We start from the raw sequence: 24,014 nt of genomic DNA, 5'->3' as shown, positions 1-24,014 counted from the left end.
TGCAAGGTTGTAATCAATTCTCCCTTATGTTCATCATCATATAAATATAATTTCTTTAATGTTTCCGGAATGTATCTTTCCAGTTCCGTCACATCATCAATTTCGCCGAATATCTGGAAAAATCCGAGGTTCGAATAATGTACTACTGACTTATTCTTATCACCAGTCACCAGGCGGATAATGTCTATATACTTGATAGCCCGACTTGCTTCGTGATAAGATTCTTTCAGCCGTTGATACCCTTCCACACTTTTTCCTATACCAATCTGAAAGTCTGTATCTTTCTTTCTATAAAGGATGCTTCGCTGGATAACATCCTCTACTTCTTCCATCTCTTTCTGATACTCCAGTTCTGTCTGATTGGAATCTACCTGTTGAATCATAACAATCTGATCCATATTTCTGTAAATAAGCGCATCCGGCAAAAGATACGTCAATTCACCCACGATAACACCTACTTCGTGAAGCTGTTCTTTTGTATATTTTCTTTGTACATTTTTTTTGATGGTATGAAAATCAACAACCCTGTAAGTATCGCTTTCTTTCATGCCGAGCTGTGCTGCCGCTTCAGTCATTTCTTTCGAACTCAGTAATCCATTCAGAATATTATGGATAATATCTCTCTGATACTTCTTTTTCACTTCATCCTGTGCAAATTCACTCAAAAATCCATACTGCAAGTTAATAATCGCATTTTCGATTGCCATATAATCAAGTTCTGTCAGTTCTCTATTTTCTTCTGTTATTGTTATATATATTTCCACCTCACTCAATATGGCAAATTTCACTACATATTGAACACAGCTTCCTTTCATCTGCTTCATATATTGAAATTTCGTAATAATATTGGGTTTATATGGCTGAATTTCATCTGACAATATTAACTTGGAGTTGTCCAAGTTTGTTGAAACCATACAATTAAGATTACCATAATACAATACAACAGGATTCTCGATCATGATGCTTAAAAATTTGATAATATCACTTGCTGTATTGCTTGATCCATTATTTTTTAAAATAAACGTATTAAAATTATCATGTGTAATTTTAAAATACTTTAAGCGTGCAGTGTCTTTATCGAATACCTGCATCATAACATGTCGGATAATTCCCCAGTAATATAAATCTCCTGGAATTTCTACCAGAGGAATTTCATATTTTTTGCAGTGTTTTTCTAATAAACTCAATCTGCGTCCTGTAGGATCATATTCTTTTCTTTTCTTTACAATGAATCCACTTATATCACTTTTAACTAAATCTTCAAAATGCTGCTCTACTTCTCGATCACTGCATGATAAATATACCTGAAGACTGGTTATGAGTATTTCACCACCCGTCAGGTATCGCTCCATATCTTCAATTTCGATTATTCGAATGCCTTTCACTTCCAAATCTAGACCTTTTTCACCGCAAAGCAGCTTCATTTTCGGAAACTGTTCTGATTCAAGTAATTTTCTTACAGTATATGCCATCGTTACTCCTTATCCATTGCAAAATCAATACAACATAATATCTGTTATGTTGTACAGTGTCTCTATTAACCTGTTCTACCCTATTTCTGCAAGTCATTCATTTCCTCAAAAAGAGAACTTTAAACAATAAAAATAATAAAGATTATAGCCAATTTCCCAAGAGCGGTACTTAAATAGGGCACAGCTACCAAAAAAATCAGAAAGGAACTATGTAATATGAACAGCATAACAGATAACATGGTGCTATTTAACATTATATCGTACGAAAAGTAATCTGTCCATAAACAACATAACAGATATTATGTTGTACATTCCAATATTTCCTGTTCGACAATCTTATCCAGCTTCTTTTGGAACACTGTTTCTGTAGTTGCTGTATATATTCTCGTTACATTGATGCTGCTATGTCCAAGTAAATCTGCAAGACCTGTAATATCTTTTGTTACTTTATAATAAATCCTTGCAAATAGATGTCGAAAATTATGCGGGAATATTTTTGATTCTGCTACTCCTGTCTTTTCTTTTAATCGTTTCATTTCTCTCCAAATATTACTTCTGTCTTTTAACTTCCCATTTTTCGTGACAAATATCCAACCTTCTGCTATTTGGTTATTATGGCAATAGGAAAGAAGTTTCCTTTGCAATACCTTCGGCAAAAAAATTCTTCTATATTTTCCTTTATTATAAATCTCTATCTTTCCAGATTTTACACGCTCCACTGTAAAATATTTTATTTCGCTGATCCGAATTCCTGTACATGCTATTGTTTCAATACACAATGCAAGCTGTTCTTTTCCTTCTGCCATAGCTGTTGCAATCAATTTCCTGCATTCTTTTTCTGTCACTTCTTTCTGATCCTGTAAAAAAGACTGCTTCTGCACTTTTATTCTTTTCACTTTCAGATTTCCTACATTCAAAAATTCCAGGAACTGATTCAATGCGGCAAGCATCGAATTAACACTATTGACAGCATATTTTTGAACAAGCCATTCTTTATATTGCAACAATACTTTTTTATTGATCCGCTTATCATCTGCCAAAAAAAATAAAAACTTTTTTATATCTGCCATATATTTATTGATTGTTGCCTTTGCATTTTCTTTCTGGTATAAATAATCTGCAAATTTTTCTGTCTCACTTTCTGATACCTCTATTGAAAAATCCATCTGTTCCATAATCATAGTCCTCCTGAAAATTCATTTTCTTTCATTATAGCTGTTCGCTTTTTCGTATTCCTATACACTACTTTTTCTACTTGTTATGCATCCACGATTTTTCAATATTTATCTCTGATAATATATCGTATTGTTGATTTTAGCCAACAGTAGACGCTTATTTTTATCATCTATTGTGGATATAATTTAACAATACGAGAGGAGAGGTTTTATACTAATGTCGGATAACGAATTATGTTTATAGGAAATTGGAAAAAGAATTATGGATCGTCGAAAAAAGCTGGGACTCACTCAAGAAGCACTTGCAGAAAAGGGGAAGTTACTACCCAGTTTGTTTCTTATGCGGAATCAGGAAAACGGGCAATGAGACCTGAAAATCTGTTAAAAATCTCCTCTGCTTTAGAAGTAAGTGCCGACTATTTGCTCACTGGTGAAATTATAGATAAGGATCTGTTGATTCTCTCAGATAAGCTCCGCAAGCTCACACCATCACAGGTACGCACAGTTGAAGCTATTATAGATGAATGTAACAATCTATTTAATCAAAAATAACTCTTCTCTCACGTCAAAAAAGGAATGAAAGCTACCAAAACAGTAACTTCCATTCCTTTTTCAATTATCTCACACCAAAATCAGCTTCTCTCTCCGGCTTATCTTTTCCCTGTTTTTCTTGAATAATCTTCTTATTGATTACAAGAATTACTGAAAAAGCAAAAGACTTTAAATATCATTCGTCAAAATTTCACTGCTCTGCTTAGTGAACAAAGTTCACAGATTTACCCTTCTCAACGAGATAATGTACAACTATAAAATGTTTTTCTTTAGTCGACTGATATGTAAGAAGAACACTGACTGCAAAATCAGTGTCCTTCTTTCTTCCTTTACATATATTTCATAATAGTCGGCAATAATACATTCATATCTATTGGTTTTGCAACATGATCATTCATGCCACTTGCAAAAGCCATCTTCTTATCTTCTTCAAAAGCATTTGCTGTCATTGCAACAATTGGAATCTGCGATTTGTTACCGTCTTTCAGTTCTCGAATTCTCCTGGATGCTTCATATCCGTTCATAATCGGCATCTGAATATCCATCAGAATCAGACTGTAGTAATTTTGCTTTGCTTTGTTAAGCATATCAATACATGCAACGCCGTTCTCCGCTCTTTCTATCATGATTCCCTCTTCTGTCAAAAGTTCCGTTGCAATTTCTGCGTTCAAGTCATTATCTTCTACCAGAAGAACCCTTTTTCCTTCCAGTTTTTTGATATTCAACTGACCGTCTGCATGTTTCGGATTCCTTTCTTCCTCATTTGCTTTTTTTAATGGAAGCGTGATTGTAAAAGTAGAACCTGCTCCCGGTTTGCTCTGAACTGTGATCTTGCCATTCATTAAATCCACCAGTTTCTTCACGATTCCCATGCCAAGTCCGCTACCTTCTATTCCGCTGTCTGACGAAGATCGTTCCTGTGAAAATGATTCAAAAATATGTTTTTGGAATTCTTCTGACATTCCGATTCCGTTGTCTGCTATGATAAGCTCTAATACACTCCAACCTTCTTTTTCGCCGGGATATTGGTTCAATGTACAGCTTATGTTACCGCCTTCACCCGTGTATTTCACAGCATTACTCAAAATGTTAATCGTAATTTCAGATGATCTTGCATCATCCATATACAGGTATGGATATCGAATGTTCTTATTGACTTTCAGTGTTTGATGTTTTTCTTCTATCGGTTTCCTAAACATATCAATACATAAATCAAAGTTTTTAGAAACATCTGTTATTGTTTCATCTAGCGTTGCGTGGTTGTTTTCGATTCGTGCTAATTCAAGAATGTTATCAATCAAATGCAGCATTTTCTTTCCGCACAATAATATTTTTTCAAAGTAATCCTCTAATATAGTTGGCTCCTTTAAATGTCTCTCTCCCAATTCTGCATATCCAATGATTGCATTCATAGGGGTACGAATATCATGAGACATATTAAACAGAAATGTTGATTTTGCTTTATTAGCTGAATCGGCCAGTCTTGCAGCTTCCTGCAACAGTTTTTGCTGTTTCTGCTCATTTTCTTTTTGCTTCTTATATACAGAATATCCACAGGTACATAATATTAACAAAATACACGCTGTAATGCATCCCAGTACAATACTTAACTTATTCGTCTTCTCAACCATTCCATACGCTTTCTGCATATCCATTTCTATGCAGAAAGCACCTATCACTTCATTAGATTCATCTTCCGCTGTCACAGGATAACAGGCTGTAAAAATAGGTCCCCATGTTGTATCAACAATATCCTGAGAATATACTGTTTTTCCAGAAAGTGCTTTTTCTATATAAGGAACCATCTCCTTTTCAATCGGATCTCCTGGATGTCTGACGTCACCAGCCGATGGATCCAGTCCGTCTACAACGTAAATCAATCTACCGTCTTCATTTCTGGTTGCTGTGTAAATATATCTCGTAGAATTCAGCGTTCTGATTTCATTCATATATGTCGACATATTCTTGAATAGTTCTGTATTCTCATCAGCTTTACTTTTTATTTCATTAAAATCTTTTCGTCCCAGTCTGTGATTTACCAGCTTATGAACCGCATCTGCACTGGAAATATCTCGTTCAATTTCTGTTTTCAGAGCAGTTTGGGTATATGCTTGTTGTAAAATAAAAGTATATGCAACAACAAACAAAATCACCATTGCCAGAAGGAATACCAACCGTCCCTCAAAAATTTTCCAATGATTTACCGGATTTTGATCTTTTCTTTTTTGTTTTATATAGTTATTTTTCATCATCGTATTTCACATGTCTTTTCCCTAATTTTAGTTTAATACAAAAACGCCTCAACTCTTCACGTATTTTGCAAACATGGGTTACATTTCCAGACTCATCCCTTTTTTTTACAGTAAAAAGCATCCTGTGCCAACTGCCATCACACATACGGTATTCTGTGGAAATGCATTCTTCCGCCTTCTATCTTGCTGAAAGTCTAGAAACATCCAGAAATGGACGGATCAGCGAGCGGTATTCAGATGCAACATTGTATCACAAAACCCTCTCTATGTTTCCTAGCTGCTTTTCCCATGCATCCAGGAAGGCAATTACAGCCAGTTTTCCAGAACATCATTCAGCTTATTCATATCCAGCGGTTTCGCGATATGTCCATTCATGCCTGTATTTTTGGCCAGCTGTACATCTTCTGCAAAAGCATTGGCAGTCATGGCAACAATAGGCAGTTTTCCCTTTTCACCCGGAAGGCTCCTGATTGCTGCAGTTGCCTCATAACCATTCATGACAGGCATTTGGATATCCATAAAAACAAGATCATACAAGCCTTTCGGAGAAGCTTCCACTTTCTCAACTGCGATTTTTCCATTTTCTGCCGTTTCCACTTTTGCACCTGTCATCTGCAGAATTTCACCAGCAATTTCTCTGTTCAACTCATTATCCTCAACCAGCAGAATCCTTTTTCCTGTATAATCTGCTTCTGACAGTTTCTCCAGATAATTTCTCGCTGTATTTTCTTTTCTGCCTGAAGTAAACTGCCGCAGTGTAGCCGTCAGCCGGGAACGGAACAGCGGTTTTGCAATAAAAGCATCTATGCCCGCCGCCTTTGCTTCTTCTTCAATCTCGCTGAATTCATAAGATGTCAGTACAATGATGGTGATTTCTTTACCTATCCGCTTCCGGATCTGTCTGGCAGTTTCTATACCATCCATCTCCGGCATCTTCCAGTCTAAAATAACAGCAAAGTAATCATCTTTCAACTCATGTCGTGCATAACAGCGCTCAACCGCTTCCCTGCCAGAGAGAACCCATTCACCCATAATACCGATTTCCTTCAGTGTGGCAACTGTACTTTCACAGCATGTCTTATCATCATCCACTACCAGAACCGGCAGATTCATCAGATTTTTGTCCTGTTCTTTTTCTTGTTCCTGAAGCTCCAGATAAATTGTTACTGTAATTTTAGTTCCCTTATGTAAGGTGCTTTCCACTTTAATATTACCATTCATCAGGTTCACAATATTTCTGCTGATTGCCATTCCAAGACCGGTTCCCTGAACTCTGGTTGTCCGTTGGTCATCTGCACGGCTGAAAGGATCAAACATGATTTTCTGGAATTCCGGTGACATACCGATTCCATTATCCTCAATCGTAAATTCATAGCATCCAAGTTCTGAAAATCCATTGGGTTTTTCCTCTATCGAAAAAGTAATATTTCCACCATCAGGTGTATACTTGATCGCATTACTCATCAGATTCAAAAATACCTGCTGAATCCTCAAGCTGTCACCACAGACAGCCTCATGTTCAATATGATTGATGTGTATATCAAAATTATGTTTATGTTCATCAAGCACCGGTTTCGTAAGTGTAATAAGATTATCTACCAGCTCTGACAGATTGAAATCTTCCTGTGCCAGTGTCATTTTTCCACTTTCAATACGTGCCATATCCAATACTTCATTGATCAGCCCCAGCAGATGGCGGCTTGATTCTGTGATCTTGCTGAGGCATTCAATGACTCTGTCCTGGCTCTCAATATTTGCTCCTGCGATTGCCGTCAGACCCACAATCGCATTCATTGGTGTCCGGATATCATGGGACATATTGGAAAGGAATTCCGTTTTCGCACGATTTGCATTTTCTGCGGACCGGTAAGCTTCTTTCAGTGCCTGACGGGATTCAATCTCTGCTTTCTTTTCCTGTGTCACATCCATGGATGCCAGCAATACCTTTTCCAGCTTTCCATTCTTCCATTCCAAGGGAATATAAGAAGCGATTTTATAAGTCTTTTCATCCAGGCTGCAATACTCAAACTTATAAATATCATTTTCACTTTTCAGTTTTTTCCGAATATTATCCGGGGTTATCAGGATATCTATAGCTTCCAATGGTTCCAGTGTCTTATATTTTTCAAGAACCTGCATCTGAAAATCATGATAAAATCCCAGAGGTTTATATATCATCTGTCCATTCAGATTGTAGAATTCATATCTGTCATTTTCCAGATCACAGACAACAAAGCGGTCAACCAGACGCACAATACTCTGAATCAGCTGCTCCATGGAAGCATTATCCGCTGCCATCTGCAGATGCCGTGCGCTCTCTACCTTTGCCTCTGTGATATCACGCAGAAAGATCATGGCATATTCTGAATCCTCGATCTCGCCACGTATGACCACATTGCGGACCCATCGTTCTTTTCCATTCAGAGTGATACGGCACTCTAAAGCCAATTCGGTTTCCAGACCCTTCAGCCTTTCTGCAATATAACCACGGTCGTAAAAAGAGGATACCGCCTTCTTATCTGTCTCCACAACATAGGAATCCACAAAATGCCGGATCAATTCATCCCACGTATGACTCTGTTCAAAGACGGTCATCAGGGACGGTTCAACCTTAAAGGTATCAAAAGTATTCGCTTCCAGATTCACATAATACTCGCACAAATCTGCTTTCGTAAAAGCCCGGTGGAAAGCAGCAGATTTTTGTGCCTGCATGATTTCTTTTTTCTCCCCATCAATGTTAATAAAAATTCCGGCAATCCTGCTGGCAGAACCATCCAGACGGCGTATTACTTCTGCCGATGCCCGAAACCACTGGTATTGATTATCCTTCATTCTCATACGATACTCTACCTGGTATTTTATCTGGTTCGTCTTATCCTTAATTGCCGCCTGAAGCTGCACCATTACTCTTTCTTTATCCTGTGGATGCAGAAGATCCGACCAGGATTCCAGTTTATTCGGAAAGTCCAGAGTGTCATGATAGCCAAGCATTTTTCGGAATTCATGACTCCAGTTTACATTCACAATCTCACTGTTTTCGTCACAGTCAAAATACCAGAAGCCGGAACAGATAGCCTCATTGAGCAGTGTCAAATTTACATGATCCCAGTTGACCTGTACGGACATAACCCAGATCTGTCTGCCCGCCTCATCTGTCGCATCCTCTTTACAAAGCCGTACATTTTTCACTGTACCGTCTGCTGCAAGGATCTGTGCTTCTCCTGTTCCGTGAAGCTGCAAAAAACGGTCTCGCTCCAGTCTGTCTTCCTCGTCATAAAAGAAATTTCTCAATGAGCCTTTTGTCTGTTCCATGAAAGTATCGAATGTATATCCCGTACTATGCAACAGCAGATTATTCACAGACAAAATAGACAGGTTTTGGTCATAAGATCCTGTCATTATACCTACCCCGCCATTATTTTCCAGTGTTTTCTGTACGACCTGTGACATGACCTGTGTCTGCCCCGTTACAGTCTCACCTAAGGAATATATTTTGTCTTCATAATTTTTCATTTTATAAAAATCCTTTCTCCGTCTTATGCCTTCTTCATCTTGCTTTTATCTGTATACAGAAAACCTGTCCCTGCCAGTTTTGTTATCCATTTTTGCATGCAAAAAGGACACTTGCCAAAATCTGCCAGTGTCCCTACTATATTTCTCTAAAATGACACATCTATATAGTATAAAAGGTATCGGAATCTCTTCTGTTCAAACATCTTTTCCATATATTATGATGATATGGAAACAGTGGCAACCGGCTGACATGGTCAAGCTTTCTGACTTTAGTCCCTTCTGGCTTTGCGCTCCTGCCTTTCAACAGGTTTGCCTTTAAAATAATATCTTTTTTTAGAAATAAAAATACCATAAAAATTTTTACACGTCAATAATGTTGGATAGAAAATCTGTGTATTTTGCGTATGCCAGCCTGCATTGTCATCTTTTAGCCCTTCTGTCAATTGTATTCCACTAATTCATGAACCCTGCTAATCATTATGAACATACCTTAAAATCGTTTTTATAACTTCCTCAATCACAATCGGCTTTGACAAATGTGCATTCATTCCTGCTTCCATACACTTTTCTGCATCTTCCCTAAACGCATTTGCAGTCATAGCAATGATAGGGATTGTTTTTGCATCCTGCCGTTCCAGGGATCTTATTGTTTTTGTGGCAGTAAGCCCATCCATCACCGGCATCATGACATCCATTAAAATAACATCATATGTTCCTGATTCGCAGGCTTCAAAGTGCTGAACAGCTTCTAACCCATTTTTCACTGTTTCTACTTCAGCCCCATTTTCCATCAGCATAAATTCTGCTATTTCCGCATTCAGCTCATTATCTTCAGCCAATAATATCCGGACACCTGATAGATCTGCATTGAAATCTTCTTTTTCTTCCGGCCGTGCATTCGTATCAATTTTAAATGGAAGTATTACAGTAAAACAGCTTCCTTCACCAAGCTTGCTTTCAACTGTTATGGTTCCGCCCATCTTTTCTACAAGTTGTTTCACAATAGGCATTCCCAGACCTGTCCCATTATAATCAGAACGTGGGGAATTATCTGCCTGTACAAATGGAGTAAACAATTCATTTTTTATAAATTCTTCTGACATTCCAATTCCATTATCTTTTATTTTAAATTCACATGTCATGTGATCTTCTGATCTTTCAATCGTTCTCATACTCATGTAAATAGAACCATTCACCTTATTGTACTTCATACTGTTTGTAAACAGATTCATCAATACTTTTTTCAGATGAACTGCATTGCTCCAAACATATATACCACTGTAATCATCATGTTCTCCCATAACATGAAGTCCTTTTTCTTCTGCCTGAAAGTATAGCGACTCCGTGATTTCTTTACATACCTGATCCAGATTGATGGATTCATCACCAAAAACCACGGTATCCGATTCTAACTTTGCCATATCCAAAACATCATTTACCAATGATAATAGCAGTTTCGAAGACTCATTTATTTTATTCAGGCAATCTTTTGCCCGCTCACCATCATTTCCGCTTTTTTCAAGAATTGTAAGCATGCCCATAATGCCATTGATCGGTGTCCTGATGTCATGAGACATGTTATTTAAAAAGGAAGACTTAGCCTTATTGGCACTCTGTGCTTCTACAAGTGCATTTTGTAATTCCTGCTGTTTTTCTTCAAGCTCCTGATTCAGCTTCAATGCCTGCTCAGCAGACTTCTTGGATTTTTCTTCCGCACGTTTTGATTTTTTCAAAGAATCAAGAATTATACACAGGGCAACAAAAATAGAGATTCCAACTATGAGTGAGACAACCAGTAAATTGTCCTGAATAAACTCCTTCGCTGTAACTTTTCGTGAGGAAACATTATACGAAACTACTGCACCTGAAAATTGAGTTGTAGGCATAGATGTCAGTGTTTTATTCAGAATGGACAAAAGAACCGATTCTCCCTGCTGAACAGCAAATGAAACATCAGCTTCTTTTGTCAGGAAAACACTATGAAGCTTATTATTTTTCAAATAGTCTGAAACAGTACCTGAATTGCTTACAATACAATCTGCTTCCCCTTTCTGCATTGCTTTTACTGTTGCATCTGATGTCTCATATTCCACAACCTCCCATTGCGGATAATTGTATGAAAGATATGCTTTCAATGCAAAATTATCTTTTTCAACGGCAACTATATTCTCTTTATTTTCATCAAAAGAATCCTTTGCCGTAATTGCTGCCATATTGAGAGTCAATAGAGTATCCGACAAAGCAAATCCATTTGTTTCTGCAAAGTATGGATTCTGGTTTGCATGAAAAATCAAGTCTATTTTTCCATCCTGCAATGCCTGAAGCAGTTCACTTCTTGTATCATATCCATTTAATTCAAATTCCAGAGTCTGACCTTGCAGACAATTTTCTGCAAGATCCACATAATCTGTGATAACACCTGTCAATTTGCCTGTTGATGGATCTACACTGCTGATACCTCCATCCTGATTCAGATACCCTATCCGGATTGCTCCATGCTGCCCGATCCATTCCCTTTCTTCTTTTGAAAGAAAGGAGCTGCTCTGTGCAGAAAGATAACGCCTGTAGAGATCATCTGTGTAAAATGGGTTGTCATCCTTGATTCTGCGCATAGCACTATCCAGTGCTTCTTTGATATCCGGACGTTTGGGATTTATAGCGAAATAGATTTCTGTCTCTCCAATACTTGTAATCGGCGAAATCTCCGATTCTTCCCAACGGGGTTCTTCTACCGAAACGAAGCAGTCAATTTCATGTTTCGACAGTTTGTCCATAACTTCTGCGGTATTAGAAACATTGACATGCTGCGTATGCAGACCATACTTTAACTCCCATTCGTTAAGCACATCCTCCGTTATATTATCTTTAAACACACCAATATTTTTTCCCTCAAAAGAATCCAAATTTCCTGCTGTAAGATCCATATTGGATGCATCCGTATAGATGTAATATTTCTCTTCCCCCATAGGCATATCGGAAAAAAGCATTTTTTCAGCACGTTCGTCTGTATAGGAAATACCACCAAGAATGTCAATCTCTCCATTTTCCAACTGTGTAAAGCAGTTTTTCCAATCACTTGTTATGTATTTATATGTCCAACCTGCATAACCTGCAATATCTTGAAGATACTCATAACCATATCCGCTTCTTTCTCCCTTTTCATTGACTACATTATAAGTTTCCTCAAAAGATCCTACCCGGATAACATTGTCAGAGTTTTCTTTGGCAAATGTAGGAACGGATAAAACAATAAAACATATAATTGTGCAAAATATAATGTAACAAAATTTGAAATTCATTATATTCTGTACTAATTTGCACTTCTTCATCTTTCTCCCACCCTCCAGGCTACAGTCGCTTGCTTGCTTCCAGATTTTAATTTTACATTCATTAATGTTCAATACCCCCACAACATTTTTATAAATATCTTTGCGATAGCCTCTTCTGTACTTTTACTATAATTATACTCTACAGCCAACTTGTGTCAATTTACTAACAGAGTAATTACATTATCCTTTTTCTTATTTCGATATATCCAAAAATAATATCACCAATCAAGAGAGATATCCGACAATTCCTATATATCCATCTTTCTTTAAAGAAGACCATAAGGTATGCAGTTTCAGATCATACATCTGCCTTTTATTTTCCACCTTTGCCATTAACTGCAATGAGATTTCTGTATTCTGTATTGATGTTTGGTCCAGTAACGCTCTGATATGTTGAATATCTTCACTGCTTACTTCGAACAGTTTGAATATATCAAACTTCGGATCATCTCTCTGACACAGTATCTGCCGGTTTCCGTTAATTATAATCAGCCGACCTGAAATTGCATTATACTCAATGGAAATTTTGCCACTGTCCATTTTAAAAAACTCTATCTTTTCCTGCATGAGCTTAATGACATGCTGCGAATAATTTTTACGGGGTAAAGACTTTTCCTTTAGTATTTCGTCAGAGAGCCTCTGTGCTTCATAATACTGTTTATTATCATTCGTTTCATTCGTATACATCTTGGAAAACTGAAGGCTTAGTTCTTTCAGGCACTTAAGAAGAACCGGATTGAACTGCCCGCATTGCCCGTCCAGAATCATCTTGATTGCGGTATCATGCTCAAATGCTTTCTTATAACATCGTTCACTGGTAAGAGCATCATAAACATCCACAATAGACACCACCTGTGCAGAAATTGGTATTTCTTCACCTTTCAGACCATCCGGGTAACCCTTTCCATCCCATCTTTCATGATGCCATCTGCAGATTTCCCATGCGGTATGTACCAGTGGATGATCTTGTAAAAAATGCATATCCCAGATCATGGATGCTCCAATCTCACTATGAGTTTTCATAATTTTAAATTCTTCATCGGTTAGTCTTCCGGGTTTATTCAGTATTTCTTCCGGAATGCGTATTTTACCAATATCATGAAGCGAAGAAGCGGTTGTGATTATAGCAATATCGGTCTCCGTCAGATGATAAGCATCCGTTGTTTTTAACAGTTGTCTCAGCATCATTTTCGTCGCAGTACGGATATGTAAAATATGTTCACTGCTCTCACTGTTGCGTGACCCTAATACATTGCTCAGAATCCTGAGCATAATATCATTGTTTTCTTCTTTTTCATAAACCTGATCAACAACCACATTAATCAGACGCTTTTGGTTCGCATAAAGTTCTAGGGTATTCTGGACTCTTTTCTTTACAATAACAGAATCAAAAGGTCGTGTAATATAATCTGTAATTCCCATTTCATATGCTTTACGCATAACATCAACAGATTCTTCAGCAGAGATCATAATAACTGGAGTTTCATCAATACACTGGCTTCTTTTCATTATTTCCAAGACTTCAAAACCATTCATCTGTGGCATATTGATATCTAAAAGCATCAGATCAATTCCAATATTTTCTCCTATCATCTGGATTACCTGATTTCCATTTTCAGCTTCCAGATAATCATAGGTTTCTCCAAGAAATTCTTTCAATATATCCCTGTTAAACTTTGCATCATCGGCAATCAGTATTTTTTGTCTTTTATTCATATTTTCTATTTCCTTTATTCTTGTGGTCTTTAGAAATCCTATAAATTAAAAAAGGCACTTCCTATCGATAGTTTTTTAATCACTTTTCTTAAGAATGCTAATTATATTTCTTGCATAACTGTTTATTTTTATACATATTAGCATCTGCATCATCCAATAACATCTGCATTGTACACGACATATTATCGGAGGATAATGCCCATCCGCATGCATAGTCGATTGGTATTTGATTTTCATAACTATTTAATCTATCTTTTTCTCTGTACAAACCTTTTAATATTTCCTTAATTTCCGCCTCATTTGTATGATAAATGACTGCTATAAACTCATCTCCGCCATATCTTCCAACAAAATCCTTTTCTGGAATAACACTTCGCAAAAACTTTGAGAAATTCAATATTAACTGATCTCCTGCGGAATGTCCCATTGTATCATTTACAGTTTTTAGATTATTTAAATCAAACATTATGCATGCTGTAGAACCTGTAATTATATCTTTTTTATTAAGAAGCTCATTACAGGCATTTTTATTTGGCAGCCCAGTATGGGCATCTACGAATGCTTTCTGTTCCAGCAATCTGTTTTGCATTGCCATCTGCATTGCCTTTAGAGTCTGCATAATAACCAATATCACCAGAATCAACATATCAAGTGCCGACAAAAGCTCTATAGTACGAATCTTTATAGCGATCTTTTCTGAATAGCTTTCTGCGGCAGAGACAGTTTCATCTGCCATCGTAAAATATATTTCACTCATATTAACAATGTCTGTATTTTCGTATCCCTTGTTTCTTACTGCTTCAATTTCTGTTTTCAATTTATCCCAGTAATCACTCTGGATTTTCAATTTCCCCTGATATTCTTCGTCATTGAGTTTTACCAGATTATAATGTCCATCCTGATATCTCAATCCAAGAAGAATGTCATCCAAATATTTAATTAATTCATCATTTTGGTTTCCTGTAATTTCTAATTTTACTTCGCGCTGTGTAGCTCCACGTACCAGACCTGCATAATTTATTACGCGTGCTGTCCCCTGCAGCCTGCTAATCTGAATCATCATAAAAATAATAAGAACCACTAATATCAATATAAGGAAACTCTGTATAATACCTATTATATTTTTATTTTTCTTGTTTGTCTGCATTTCACCATTTATCCCGAATCTCAAATAATATTCATTTTAATAACTATGCTATTCATTTACTTTCTCCCTATATTAGGGACAAATATCTTTGATAGTATTTTTCATCTTTTCAATATCCAGAGGTTTTGCCAAATTTGTAATATCAATTCCTCTCACGATATCAGCCTTCATATGATCTGCATACGTTACTGCGTTTAATTCAGCTCTTGACCTTGTCAAATCCCTTTGACTGCTATCTGCACGAATGCCTATATTCACCAGGACAACCAAACCGAAAAAGAGCATTGTCATTGCAGACAATGCATCTTTAACGTGGCAACTGGCTACCATTTTACAGGCCCTATAGCTTTGCGTCGCAGACTTTCATCTGTTTTGCCGTTTTTCTTATTATAGCTTTTAAACATATGAAAAAAACTGAGTTTATTATACTCTAATGCTCGACTATGTACAAGAAAAAAATTACCGTTTTTACGCTTAAAAGCAAAAAAAGAACAGCCGATACATATACTCGAACTGTTCTTCTACTTCTGAAGTTCACGCAGCATTGACATCACTGTTTTCTGCTCATGATTTTTAACCAGAGTTATTCTTTGCTGCTTTTTAATTCCTGCGATTGTTCTTTAAATTCCACAGCATGCTTTCTCTTCCAGATCGGAAAAAGATTCCTCTGACAGACATAATTCTCCCGCTCTTTGATCCCGATCGTATGGAAAAATGTCTTCCACATCCCAGTGTATTCATCTTCGTACTCTTCTATTTTCCGAAGTGCCTCAAACTCTCCGTCCGTCAGATAACGAAGATAATTTTCTCCGTCTTTTGGATGGACACAGACGGTCTTCCGGTTATCGTCAACGATCATCCAGTATTCCGATGGCATACGGTCTGCGAAATGTCTTCCAACCAGCATGATCACATCACTTTTGGGTTCCAGATGGCTGACATAGACACGCCCGTCGAGACTTTGAAACCGGGCGAATTCACGGAAATGATGGCTTTCATTTCCAACATTACGATATAATTCCATAATCCGCATCACATGTGGGTTCGTATAATGTTCAAGTACATCTGCTCCTATTGCAAATCCAACTCGTAAAAAATTATAGATTGCCTGCAGTGCGTCTTCTTCTGCTGAAAGGGATGCGTAATACACATACAGATATGCTCTGGAAGAAATATCTCTGCGGATAGACCGGGTGACTTTTTCTGCTTTGAAGCTGTCCCCATCTACATGGATATATTCGTCCAATAATGTTGTCTGGAAAATCGGTTCTTTTTTCAACTGTATCTGATCATGACCGATTAGCAAAGCATCTGCCCATGCATCATAGATGCATGTCATGATGTCTTCTAACCGGTCCTTGCAAGTATATATCTTCATAAATTTCCTGCTTTCTCATATTGCTATAAGTATTTTCTGCCCTAATGATGTAACTATCCAATTCCGAAATCAGCAAGTGTCATCTGTGAAAATCCTTCATTTGCATGAGCCATTTCCCAGGATTCCTTCCGGTCTACGCTGACCAGCTGTCTTGTGATATAAGTCTCTTCAAGTGGTGTGTGATACATCTGTTTTCCGCCACAGGTGATGAAATAGTGCGCTCTTTTCAGCACAACTCCCATTTTCTTCAGACTTGTGAAATCCATTCTGCCATATCTTCGTGCATTTACAATACGGCTGGCTGATTTCGGTCCGACTCCGGGTACGCGGAGGAGTTCTGCATAGCTTGCCGTTTCTACTTCAACGGGAAATAATTCCAGATGGCGTAATGCCCAATCACACTTCGGATCCAGAAGTTCGTTAAAATTCGGTTTCTCTATGGTTAAAAGTTCATCTGCCTGAAATCCGTAAAACCGGAGCAGCCAGTCTGCCTGATAAAGCCTGTGTTCACGCAAAAGCGGCGGTGGAGTTCCAATCTCAGGCAGAACAGGATCTTCATTCAGCGGGATATATGCCGAATAAAAGACACGTTTCAGATCAAATCCCTGATAAAGCTGCTGTGTGGTCTGTAATAAGGTATAATCGCTTTCACCTGTCGCTCCGATGATCATCTGGGTGCTTTGTCCTGCCGGTGCAAAGCTGCGTTTTAATCTAGACATATCATGTGGTGCAAGTTGATATGCCTGATTCCAGGTGAAGGAAGAATCCAATAGCGCAGGATTTGACTGTGCAGAAGTCTTGGATACATCGGTTCCTCTCTGTAGCGCTGCTCTGCTCTCCAGTTTCTTTTGGAACTGTTGTTTGGAAGTATCAGAAAAAATTCCGTTATGCAGGAACTGATTTCCACGGCTTCTTTCCATATATGATGATTTTCCGATTGCCATGCGATGTGCGGCAATGGTATTCTGCACCTTTCCCATCGGACTTAGGATTGTCTGCATAGTCTTGTTCGGTGCCAGATTACGAAGGCCCTCAGAAGTTGGCAGTTCCAGATTCACGCTGACACGGTCTGCCAGATAACCGGCAGCCGCAAGTAATTCATCCGAAGCCCCCGGAATCGTCTTCACATGAATGTAGCCGTTAAAATGATATTTGGTGCGGAGAAGAAGCAGGGTCTCGCACATCTTTTCCATCGTATAGGTTGGATTTTTCAAAATACCGGAACTTAGGAAAAGTCCTTCTATATAATTCCGTTTATAAAATTCGACTGTAAGATTACAGATCTCTTCCGGAGTAAATGTAGCTCTTTTTACATCATTGCTCGCACGGTTAATGCAGTATTTGCAATCGTAGACACAATGATTGGTCATTAAGATCTTAAGTAAAGAAATACATCTTCCGTCTGCCGCAAAGCTGTGACAAATTCCACATGAAACGGCATTACCGAGCCCTCCTTTCTGTCCCCGGCGACTTGAGCCGCTTGATGTACATGCGACATCATACTTTGCAGCATCAGCAAGAATACGTAATTTTTCCTGTATTGTATAATGCTCATTTGTCATTTCTGTATTCATATTTCTATTATACAAACATATGTTCGATTGTGCAAGTGTTTTTTACAGTCAAAACAGAGGCAATCAAGAATTGATCTGAATATACAGACAGGGTATGTACAGCTTCATTTGCCATATATACCCTGTTTTAGTAAACATATTTTCTTTTATTTAAGAAATACTTTTGATCCATGCTTCATGCAACTCATCAACGGATGACATTATATAATCCGGTTGATGTTCGTATGCCTTTGCTTCTTCTTTTGTTGCCTCACCGGATAATACAAGTACTGTCTCAACACCGGCATGATCTTATGCTTCCGCTTCTTTTTTGATCTGCACTGCCATGTCTGGATAATTGGTGATAATTGCAGTTACTCCTGCATCGATCAACCATTTCATATCCGCTTTTTCATTGACTGTCCAGACACGGACATTCAGATTGCTGCCCAGATATTCTTTCAGGAAATCTGCCATTTTTACATGATATACTGCCGGATGCAGTCCGTCTACTTTTGTATTCTTCGCATACTCTGCAACATTCAGGATTACATCACTGTACAGATAAGCGGTTTCTGCTTCCGGCACAATTTTCTTTATCTGCTGGATGCTGTAATGGTTAAAGGAAGAATAAATCACCCGCTCTTCCATTCCGGCTTTTTTTACAAGATCCGCAACCTTCTGCTCGATTTCCGGATACCAGTAAATTCCTGTTTTCAGCTCAATATTGACCTGGATACCGGATGCTTTTACCGCATCCAGTACTTCTTCCAGGGTTGGGATCTTTGCTGCGGAATACTCCGGGAATTTGTTTTTCAGTACTGTAAGCTCTTTTAACTCTTTTAAGGTATAATCCTTGACCCATCCTTTTTTTTCTGTAACTCTGTCGATGGTTTCATCATGGATCACAACCGGGATTCCATCCTTTGTAAGCTGTACGTCAAGCTCGATTCCGTCAGCACCCTGTGTGATTGCCAGTGCAAATGCTTCCAACGTGTTTTCCGGTGCATATCCGCTTGCACCTCTGTGTGCAAATATTTTTGTTTTGCTCATTGTTTACTGCCTCGATTCTTTTTAATTATTTACAGTATTGTAGTCAGTGATCGCTTTGTTGATCGAATCTGACATTTTCTGTACTGCTGTGTCGACATCTTCTTTTCCATTCAGCATGCTTTCGATTTCAGACTCAACAGTTGCTCTTGCTTCCTGGAATACACTTAAAAGCGCACCACAATATTCCGGTGAAGAATCATGGAGCTACCCGATTGCTGTCTGGAACTGAGGATACTGCGCGATATTATCTTTGAATGTCTGTTCATCGTGTGCTTTTGTGGTAACCGGGAAATATCCTGTCTGTGCATTCCAGTATGCCTGTGATTCCGGAGAGATCAGGAATTTTACGAATTCCCATGTTGCACAGAGTTTCTTTGGATCTTCAGTCCGCAAACTGTCCCACTAAAATTTCGTTATAAAATTATAGATATAAATATTATGCTCTCTTCCGTTCTTCCAGTGTTCTGGATATTTCTTCTGTCTTTTCATCTGTTAATATGTAATGTTTTCGGAACACAAGTAATCCGATCAGCAATACAAGAATCGGAATGATCGTCATACACATCCGAAGTCCCAGCCTGGAAGCCGGTGCGATTACCGTCAGTACTTCTGCCGTTTCATCCTTCTTGATCTGGAAGATCTGAATAACGATCGAAGCCGCAAGTGCAGCCACGCCAGATGCCAGCTTTACCACAAAGGTCTGCATCGAAAAGATTACCGATTCGTCACGCCGGTTATTTTTCAATTCCCCGTAATCTACCGTATTTGCAAGGAAAATCGTCACAATAACATTCAGCATACCAATCGCCGACATAATAAGGAATGCCGGAACCAGAAGCAGATAAACACTGGTACTTCCGGAGAATGCAATCACAAGAAGGATCAGATATCCTGCAAATGCCATGGAAAAGCTGACATAAAAAAGATTTATCGTATTCATAAATTTCCGGAGCAGCGGAAACAAAATCATCATCGCAAGAATCTGGAATGCACCGCCAAAGGTATTAAAAAACGTATAATTGCTCTGCCATGCTTCCGGACTGAAATCATATTTGAAAAAGTAAATGACCAGATTCGATGTAATATATAATGCGGTATTGATCATAACAATTGCCACAACCATGGTCATTGCCTGGCCATTGCGAAACAGTGCCCGGAACATTTCTTTTACCGTTGCTGTTTCCATATTTACCGAAGATTTTTCTTTAATAGAAAGGCAGGTAATCGTGATAAAAATGAAAAACAAAACCGCAATGATCAGTGCAAAATAGCGGTATCCAAGCCGTTCAATTTCCGATGCACCTTCCCCGCCTGCCAGTTTGCCAAGCGTGGATACAGAAAGCACAGTAATGATCGTGACGATGGCAGAACCAACGCCGGCACAGGAACGTGCCATTGCAGAAAGATTTTCGCGCTCTTTTCCACTTTCGGTAAAAGCAGGAATCATAGACCAGTATGGAATGTCCATCATCGTATAAGTTACGCCCCAGAGTATGTAGGTTACAGCCGCATAAGCAACCAGTCCTCTGCCTGAAAGAGAGGGCGGTGCAGCAAACATCAGATACAAAACAATGGCATTTGTCAGTGTACCGATAAAGAGCCACGGTCGAAACTTGCCCCATCTGGTTTTCGTCTTTGCTACGATGATTCCCATGATCGGATCATTAAATGCATCAAAAATTCGGGCGATAAACAGGATCACCCCCATTGCCACAGCACTGACACCCATGATGTCCTAGTAATAATAAAGGACATAGGACGCTGACAGCATATAGACCATATCTTTCCCTACAGCCCCGATTCCGTAGGCAAACTTTTCTTTTCCTTTTAGTTTCTGTACTTCTCCCATAACAAATTCCCCCTTGTCAGATTGTAATGCCATCGATCAGAATGGATACGACTTCATCTAATGCCTCATGATAAGAAATTCCATTCTGGACCAGCACGTCTCTCTGAAAAAACTGTTCTAATGTGGCTTCCATCATGGTTTTTAAAATTGGAATCTGGATATTTCGAATTTTTCCTTCTGTGATGCCCTGTTCCAGTAATGAAATCGTACTCTCCCACCCGGTTTCCAGACGGGATTTTACTTTTTCATAAACTTCGGGATACCTCTCCTTTAGCTGATAAAGCTGTCTGAGATCAAGCTCCCGATACCCTTCCGGTAACACACCAAGAATTGCTCTGATTTTACCAACCGTATCCAGACTCAGATCTTGAAGAACTTTTTGTTCACTTTCTTTGATCGAGGAAAAACAATAATCAACCATCTCCAGAACCAACGAATTTTTGTCAGGAAAAACAGTATAGATTGTTTTTTTGCTGATTCCCAGAAGAGATGCAAGATCATCCATTGTAAATTTTAATCCCTTTTTTTGAAATGCCTGGATGGTTGCTTCGAGAATATCGCCTTTTAAATTTTGATTCGGCACAAGATCATCTCCTTTTGGAAACTATTTCTCTTGTAATAGTTTCCTTGATTGTAGCATCTTTGCACACAAAAAAACAAGCAACTAAATTCACAAAAATAGTTTCTTGTTTTTGGTAACTTTTTAATATTGAATGACATCTCTTTTTCTGCGGATACATTTTGATTTAAAACTCTCTTGGTTGCAATTTTTTTTAGTATAAAAACAGCTGCGGAATTGCTTCCACAGCTGTTGCGTGCTTGAAACCGTACCTCTACACTGTGAACTGACACAGGTTTTTTACAGGGGGATTTAAAAATTTAAATTGTATACTTTTCCAAAAATGTTTCTATGAACAAGAACACATAACCTGATAACAAATAACCAATAAACGATGACATTGAACCATAACCAACCGTCTATAAGCTTTGTTGAAGATATACCCTGTACGGAAATTCCTACTTAGATATCCACATCAAACAATACTGTCTGATTGTAACGATCCAGTGCAATCTGCATTTCCATAATTGTATTGGAAATACGGTCGTATTCCTGACGGATTACTTCCAGATCATAGTTGATATATTTATATTCCGGTACCGATCCGGATGAACTGAAGGAATTACTATACACACGCATTTTCGGAAGCCGCTTGCGCATATCGTCAAGAACAGCTTTTCTTTTGTTAAGCTGCGCCATTCGGATCAGAATGCTGTCAATGCTCATCTCCTGATTGCCGACCTGCACTTTTGCGGTGGCATTTGTCAGGTTCAATGTATGTTTGATAGTAACAATCTTCCTGTCAATCTCGTCAATTGTATTTGCAATGGTCATATAATCATATTCCGGAATGACCGGCTCCTCATTGACCGCTGCCACATAGGTATTGGATGCTGCCTCCTTGTTTACCCAGAATGCTTTATCTTCCTCAAGGCTTCTCAACATCTTGTTTGCATAAGCTGATGTAATTTTCTTCATGATTTTTGCCTCCCATACTGTTCTCTTGCTTACAATATAAATGATGTAACCGGATTGCTCCATTGCTATGCAATTCCCGCAATTCTCGAACACCATATAAATAATATCTGTTCCTCAACTTCTGATTTAATTATAATTATATGATAGCAGTTTGTCATTCAACCAACAGTTTAAAACTCCACAGAAAGAACAAAGAATGTGCGAAGCACATTCTAGCGCCTGTGGCGGTCGCTTGCGACATCTTCATTATACGCCGCAGTGCGCATCCTGCCGGAAGCTTTTATTACATAGGAAATGAAATTTCCTATGTAATGAGAAATATCCCCGTCAATGACGAGGATATCTTCAATCGTAGTATGTAATAATCTACTTAAAATAATAAAATTGTCTATACTGGGTAACGATTTGCCGGAAAGCCATTTATAAATGGCCTGCGGATTTTCAAATCCAAAAGCTCCCTGGATTTCCCGAATTGTATATCCTTTTTCCAAGAGTAGCTTTCTTATGCGTTCTCCAGTCTTTTTCGGCTGGATTGACAAATACATGGGTTCCATACTTTGTGCCTCCATGATTCAGAATCAAGTTCCCTGATAACTTATATATTATAACACAGAAAGCATCGGATCACCAGTATCAGTCTCCAAAACATCAGAAAATATCCTTTCGCAAACATGATTTTTCTGTTTTTCGTAAAAATCGTTATCCTCTGTTTTAAGCAATATTTGCTTGTTTCAGACGATTAGTAGTCTAAATAAAATATGAATTTTATTTAGTTTGGAACTTGTTGTTTCTATCATAAATCGTTGGATTCCTCGATTAAAGAGGCTCTTGTTTCATCTGATGAAGAATCTCTTGCTAAACTTCGCAAAGAACGAGAAGCCATAATTCGCCTAAAGATGTTTTATGAGAACCATCATTTAGATTTTAATAACCCATTGCTTTAACAATATCATCGTCTTTCAGCTCAACACCGACTCTTATTTTTTCAATAAGATCTCGCTGCCAATCTTCTAGTTTGTCCACTCTCCATTCACTGATCTCTTGTGCAACGAAGCAGCGTTCCCTATCCCATATACTTTCTTGCTTATCCTTGTCTGTATATGGGATAGATCTGTAATACGTTTTCTCACTAAATTCATACTTTACATTGAAATATAGATATCGGAAATATTCTGTGTGATGTATTTCTTTTGGAATTTCTGCACCATAATATTTGCCGTTTACTTCTTTGTAATGATATAGCTTTTGTTCAGAAAGCCGTATGTCAAATAACTCTTCGATTGTTTTATCTTTGTCTTCCGGGTGTTCTTTAAAGTGCTTTTCTTGCCACTCATCAAATAGATCAAAAGTATATGGTTGTTCGAATAGTCTTGATGTTTCTCTGCCACATATTTTTTCGCCAAAGAAATCTGCGCCACTTCTAAAACGCTCTATAATCCTTTTGTCCCTATTTGTTAAGGGTTTATTCTCCTGTATTTGTTGCTTGAA

The 24,014-nt window shown here is 38.1% G+C and carries 16 protein-coding genes, 3 pseudogenes and 2 riboswitches; of the genes and pseudogenes, 1 reads left to right on the top strand and 18 read right to left on the bottom strand.

Annotated features, from left to right (window positions below; all coding sequences use genetic code 11):
* Together PGW42_RS15020 and PGW42_RS15015 are read right to left on the bottom strand one after the other, a co-directional pair.
* Positions 1 to 1,472, bottom strand: a 1,472-nt coding sequence (locus PGW42_RS15020) for a PucR family transcriptional regulator (RefSeq protein ID WP_270235166.1), incomplete at its 3' end; no start/stop codon positions are given.
* A 299-nt stretch (positions 1,473 to 1,771) separates the two neighbouring features.
* Positions 1,772 to 2,647, bottom strand: a complete 876-nt coding sequence (locus tag PGW42_RS15015; protein WP_270204023.1) for a tyrosine-type recombinase/integrase — start codon at positions 2,645 to 2,647, stop codon at positions 1,772 to 1,774.
* A gap of 234 nt (positions 2,648 to 2,881) precedes the next feature.
* On the opposite strand from PGW42_RS15015, the gene PGW42_RS15010 reads away from it, so the two are divergent.
* Positions 2,882 to 3,199: a helix-turn-helix domain-containing protein gene (locus PGW42_RS15010; protein ID WP_330677069.1), complete on the top strand. Its 318-nt coding sequence runs from the start codon at positions 2,882 to 2,884 to the stop codon at positions 3,197 to 3,199.
* Between the two features lie 329 nt (positions 3,200 to 3,528).
* Here PGW42_RS15010 and PGW42_RS15005 read toward each other — a convergent pair whose 3' ends face one another.
* The 16 genes and pseudogenes from PGW42_RS15005 to PGW42_RS14935 all read right to left on the bottom strand — a co-directional run.
* The gene (locus tag PGW42_RS15005; protein WP_270204022.1) at positions 3,529 to 5,451 is read right to left on the bottom strand and encodes a hybrid sensor histidine kinase/response regulator; all 1,923 of its coding nucleotides are present in this window, start codon (positions 5,449 to 5,451) and stop codon (positions 3,529 to 3,531) included.
* Between the two features lie 306 nt (positions 5,452 to 5,757).
* Complete coding sequence (locus tag PGW42_RS15000; protein WP_270204021.1) at positions 5,758 to 8,964, bottom strand: hybrid sensor histidine kinase/response regulator; 3,207 nt, start codon at positions 8,962 to 8,964, stop codon at positions 5,758 to 5,760.
* Positions 8,965 to 9,197: 233 nt separating this feature from the next.
* Positions 9,198 to 9,288, bottom strand: a riboswitch (cyclic di-GMP riboswitch).
* A gap of 146 nt (positions 9,289 to 9,434) precedes the next feature.
* Complete coding sequence (locus PGW42_RS14995) at positions 9,435 to 12,293, bottom strand: ATP-binding protein (protein ID WP_270204020.1); 2,859 nt, start codon at positions 12,291 to 12,293, stop codon at positions 9,435 to 9,437.
* Between the two features lie 225 nt (positions 12,294 to 12,518).
* Positions 12,519 to 14,009 (bottom strand): HD-GYP domain-containing protein, encoded by a 1,491-nt coding sequence (locus PGW42_RS14990; RefSeq protein ID WP_118217832.1) that lies wholly within the window; start codon positions 14,007 to 14,009, stop codon positions 12,519 to 12,521.
* Between the two features lie 97 nt (positions 14,010 to 14,106).
* Positions 14,107 to 15,156: a GGDEF domain-containing protein gene (locus PGW42_RS14985; RefSeq protein ID WP_173690397.1), complete on the bottom strand. Its 1,050-nt coding sequence runs from the start codon at positions 15,154 to 15,156 to the stop codon at positions 14,107 to 14,109.
* A gap of 72 nt (positions 15,157 to 15,228) precedes the next feature.
* Positions 15,229 to 15,486 carry a hypothetical protein gene (locus PGW42_RS14980; RefSeq protein ID WP_156330666.1) on the bottom strand — a complete coding sequence of 86 codons (258 nt, stop codon included), beginning with the start codon at positions 15,484 to 15,486 and terminating at the stop codon, positions 15,229 to 15,231.
* Positions 15,468 to 15,543, bottom strand: a riboswitch (cyclic di-GMP riboswitch). It overlaps the preceding gene by 19 nt.
* 196 nt (positions 15,544 to 15,739) lie before the next feature.
* Positions 15,740 to 16,534 (bottom strand): TIGR03915 family putative DNA repair protein, encoded by a 795-nt coding sequence (locus PGW42_RS14975; RefSeq protein ID WP_270204019.1) that lies wholly within the window; start codon positions 16,532 to 16,534, stop codon positions 15,740 to 15,742.
* Positions 16,535 to 16,587: 53 nt separating this feature from the next.
* Positions 16,588 to 18,108: a putative DNA modification/repair radical SAM protein gene (locus PGW42_RS14970; RefSeq protein WP_270204018.1), complete on the bottom strand. Its 1,521-nt coding sequence runs from the start codon at positions 18,106 to 18,108 to the stop codon at positions 16,588 to 16,590.
* A gap of 150 nt (positions 18,109 to 18,258) precedes the next feature.
* Positions 18,259 to 18,384 (bottom strand): annotated as a pseudogene (locus PGW42_RS16295) (HAD hydrolase-like protein); the annotation flags it as partial.
* Positions 18,385 to 18,399: 15 nt separating this feature from the next.
* Positions 18,400 to 19,140: a glycerophosphodiester phosphodiesterase gene (locus PGW42_RS14965; RefSeq protein ID WP_270204017.1), complete on the bottom strand. Its 741-nt coding sequence runs from the start codon at positions 19,138 to 19,140 to the stop codon at positions 18,400 to 18,402.
* A 21-nt stretch (positions 19,141 to 19,161) separates the two neighbouring features.
* Positions 19,162 to 19,536, bottom strand: a pseudogene (locus PGW42_RS16185) (extracellular solute-binding protein); the annotation flags it as partial.
* 40 nt (positions 19,537 to 19,576) lie between these two features.
* A pseudogene (locus tag PGW42_RS14955) lies at positions 19,577 to 21,022 on the bottom strand (glycoside-pentoside-hexuronide (GPH):cation symporter).
* The gene (locus tag PGW42_RS14950; protein WP_117834753.1) at positions 21,006 to 21,572 is read right to left on the bottom strand and encodes a TetR/AcrR family transcriptional regulator; all 567 of its coding nucleotides are present in this window, start codon (positions 21,570 to 21,572) and stop codon (positions 21,006 to 21,008) included. Before PGW42_RS14950 ends, PGW42_RS14955 begins: the two are co-directional and overlap by 17 nt.
* 438 nt (positions 21,573 to 22,010) lie before the next feature.
* Complete coding sequence (locus PGW42_RS14945) at positions 22,011 to 22,526, bottom strand: hypothetical protein (protein ID WP_195502597.1); 516 nt, start codon at positions 22,524 to 22,526, stop codon at positions 22,011 to 22,013.
* Between the two features lie 212 nt (positions 22,527 to 22,738).
* Positions 22,739 to 23,080 carry a helix-turn-helix domain-containing protein gene (locus tag PGW42_RS14940; RefSeq protein WP_118217826.1) on the bottom strand — a complete coding sequence of 114 codons (342 nt, stop codon included), beginning with the start codon at positions 23,078 to 23,080 and terminating at the stop codon, positions 22,739 to 22,741.
* A gap of 370 nt (positions 23,081 to 23,450) precedes the next feature.
* Positions 23,451 to 24,014, bottom strand: a 564-nt coding sequence (locus PGW42_RS14935) for a hypothetical protein (RefSeq protein WP_270235164.1), incomplete at its 5' end; no start/stop codon positions are given.

It is taken from the genome of Coprococcus sp. TM115-187, from assembly GCF_027679115.1.
Classification (GTDB): domain Bacteria; phylum Bacillota; class Clostridia; order Lachnospirales; family Lachnospiraceae; genus Allocoprococcus; species Allocoprococcus comes.
The sequence above is the reverse complement of the archived record's forward strand: the minus strand, read 5'-3'. Positions and strand labels throughout refer to the sequence as shown.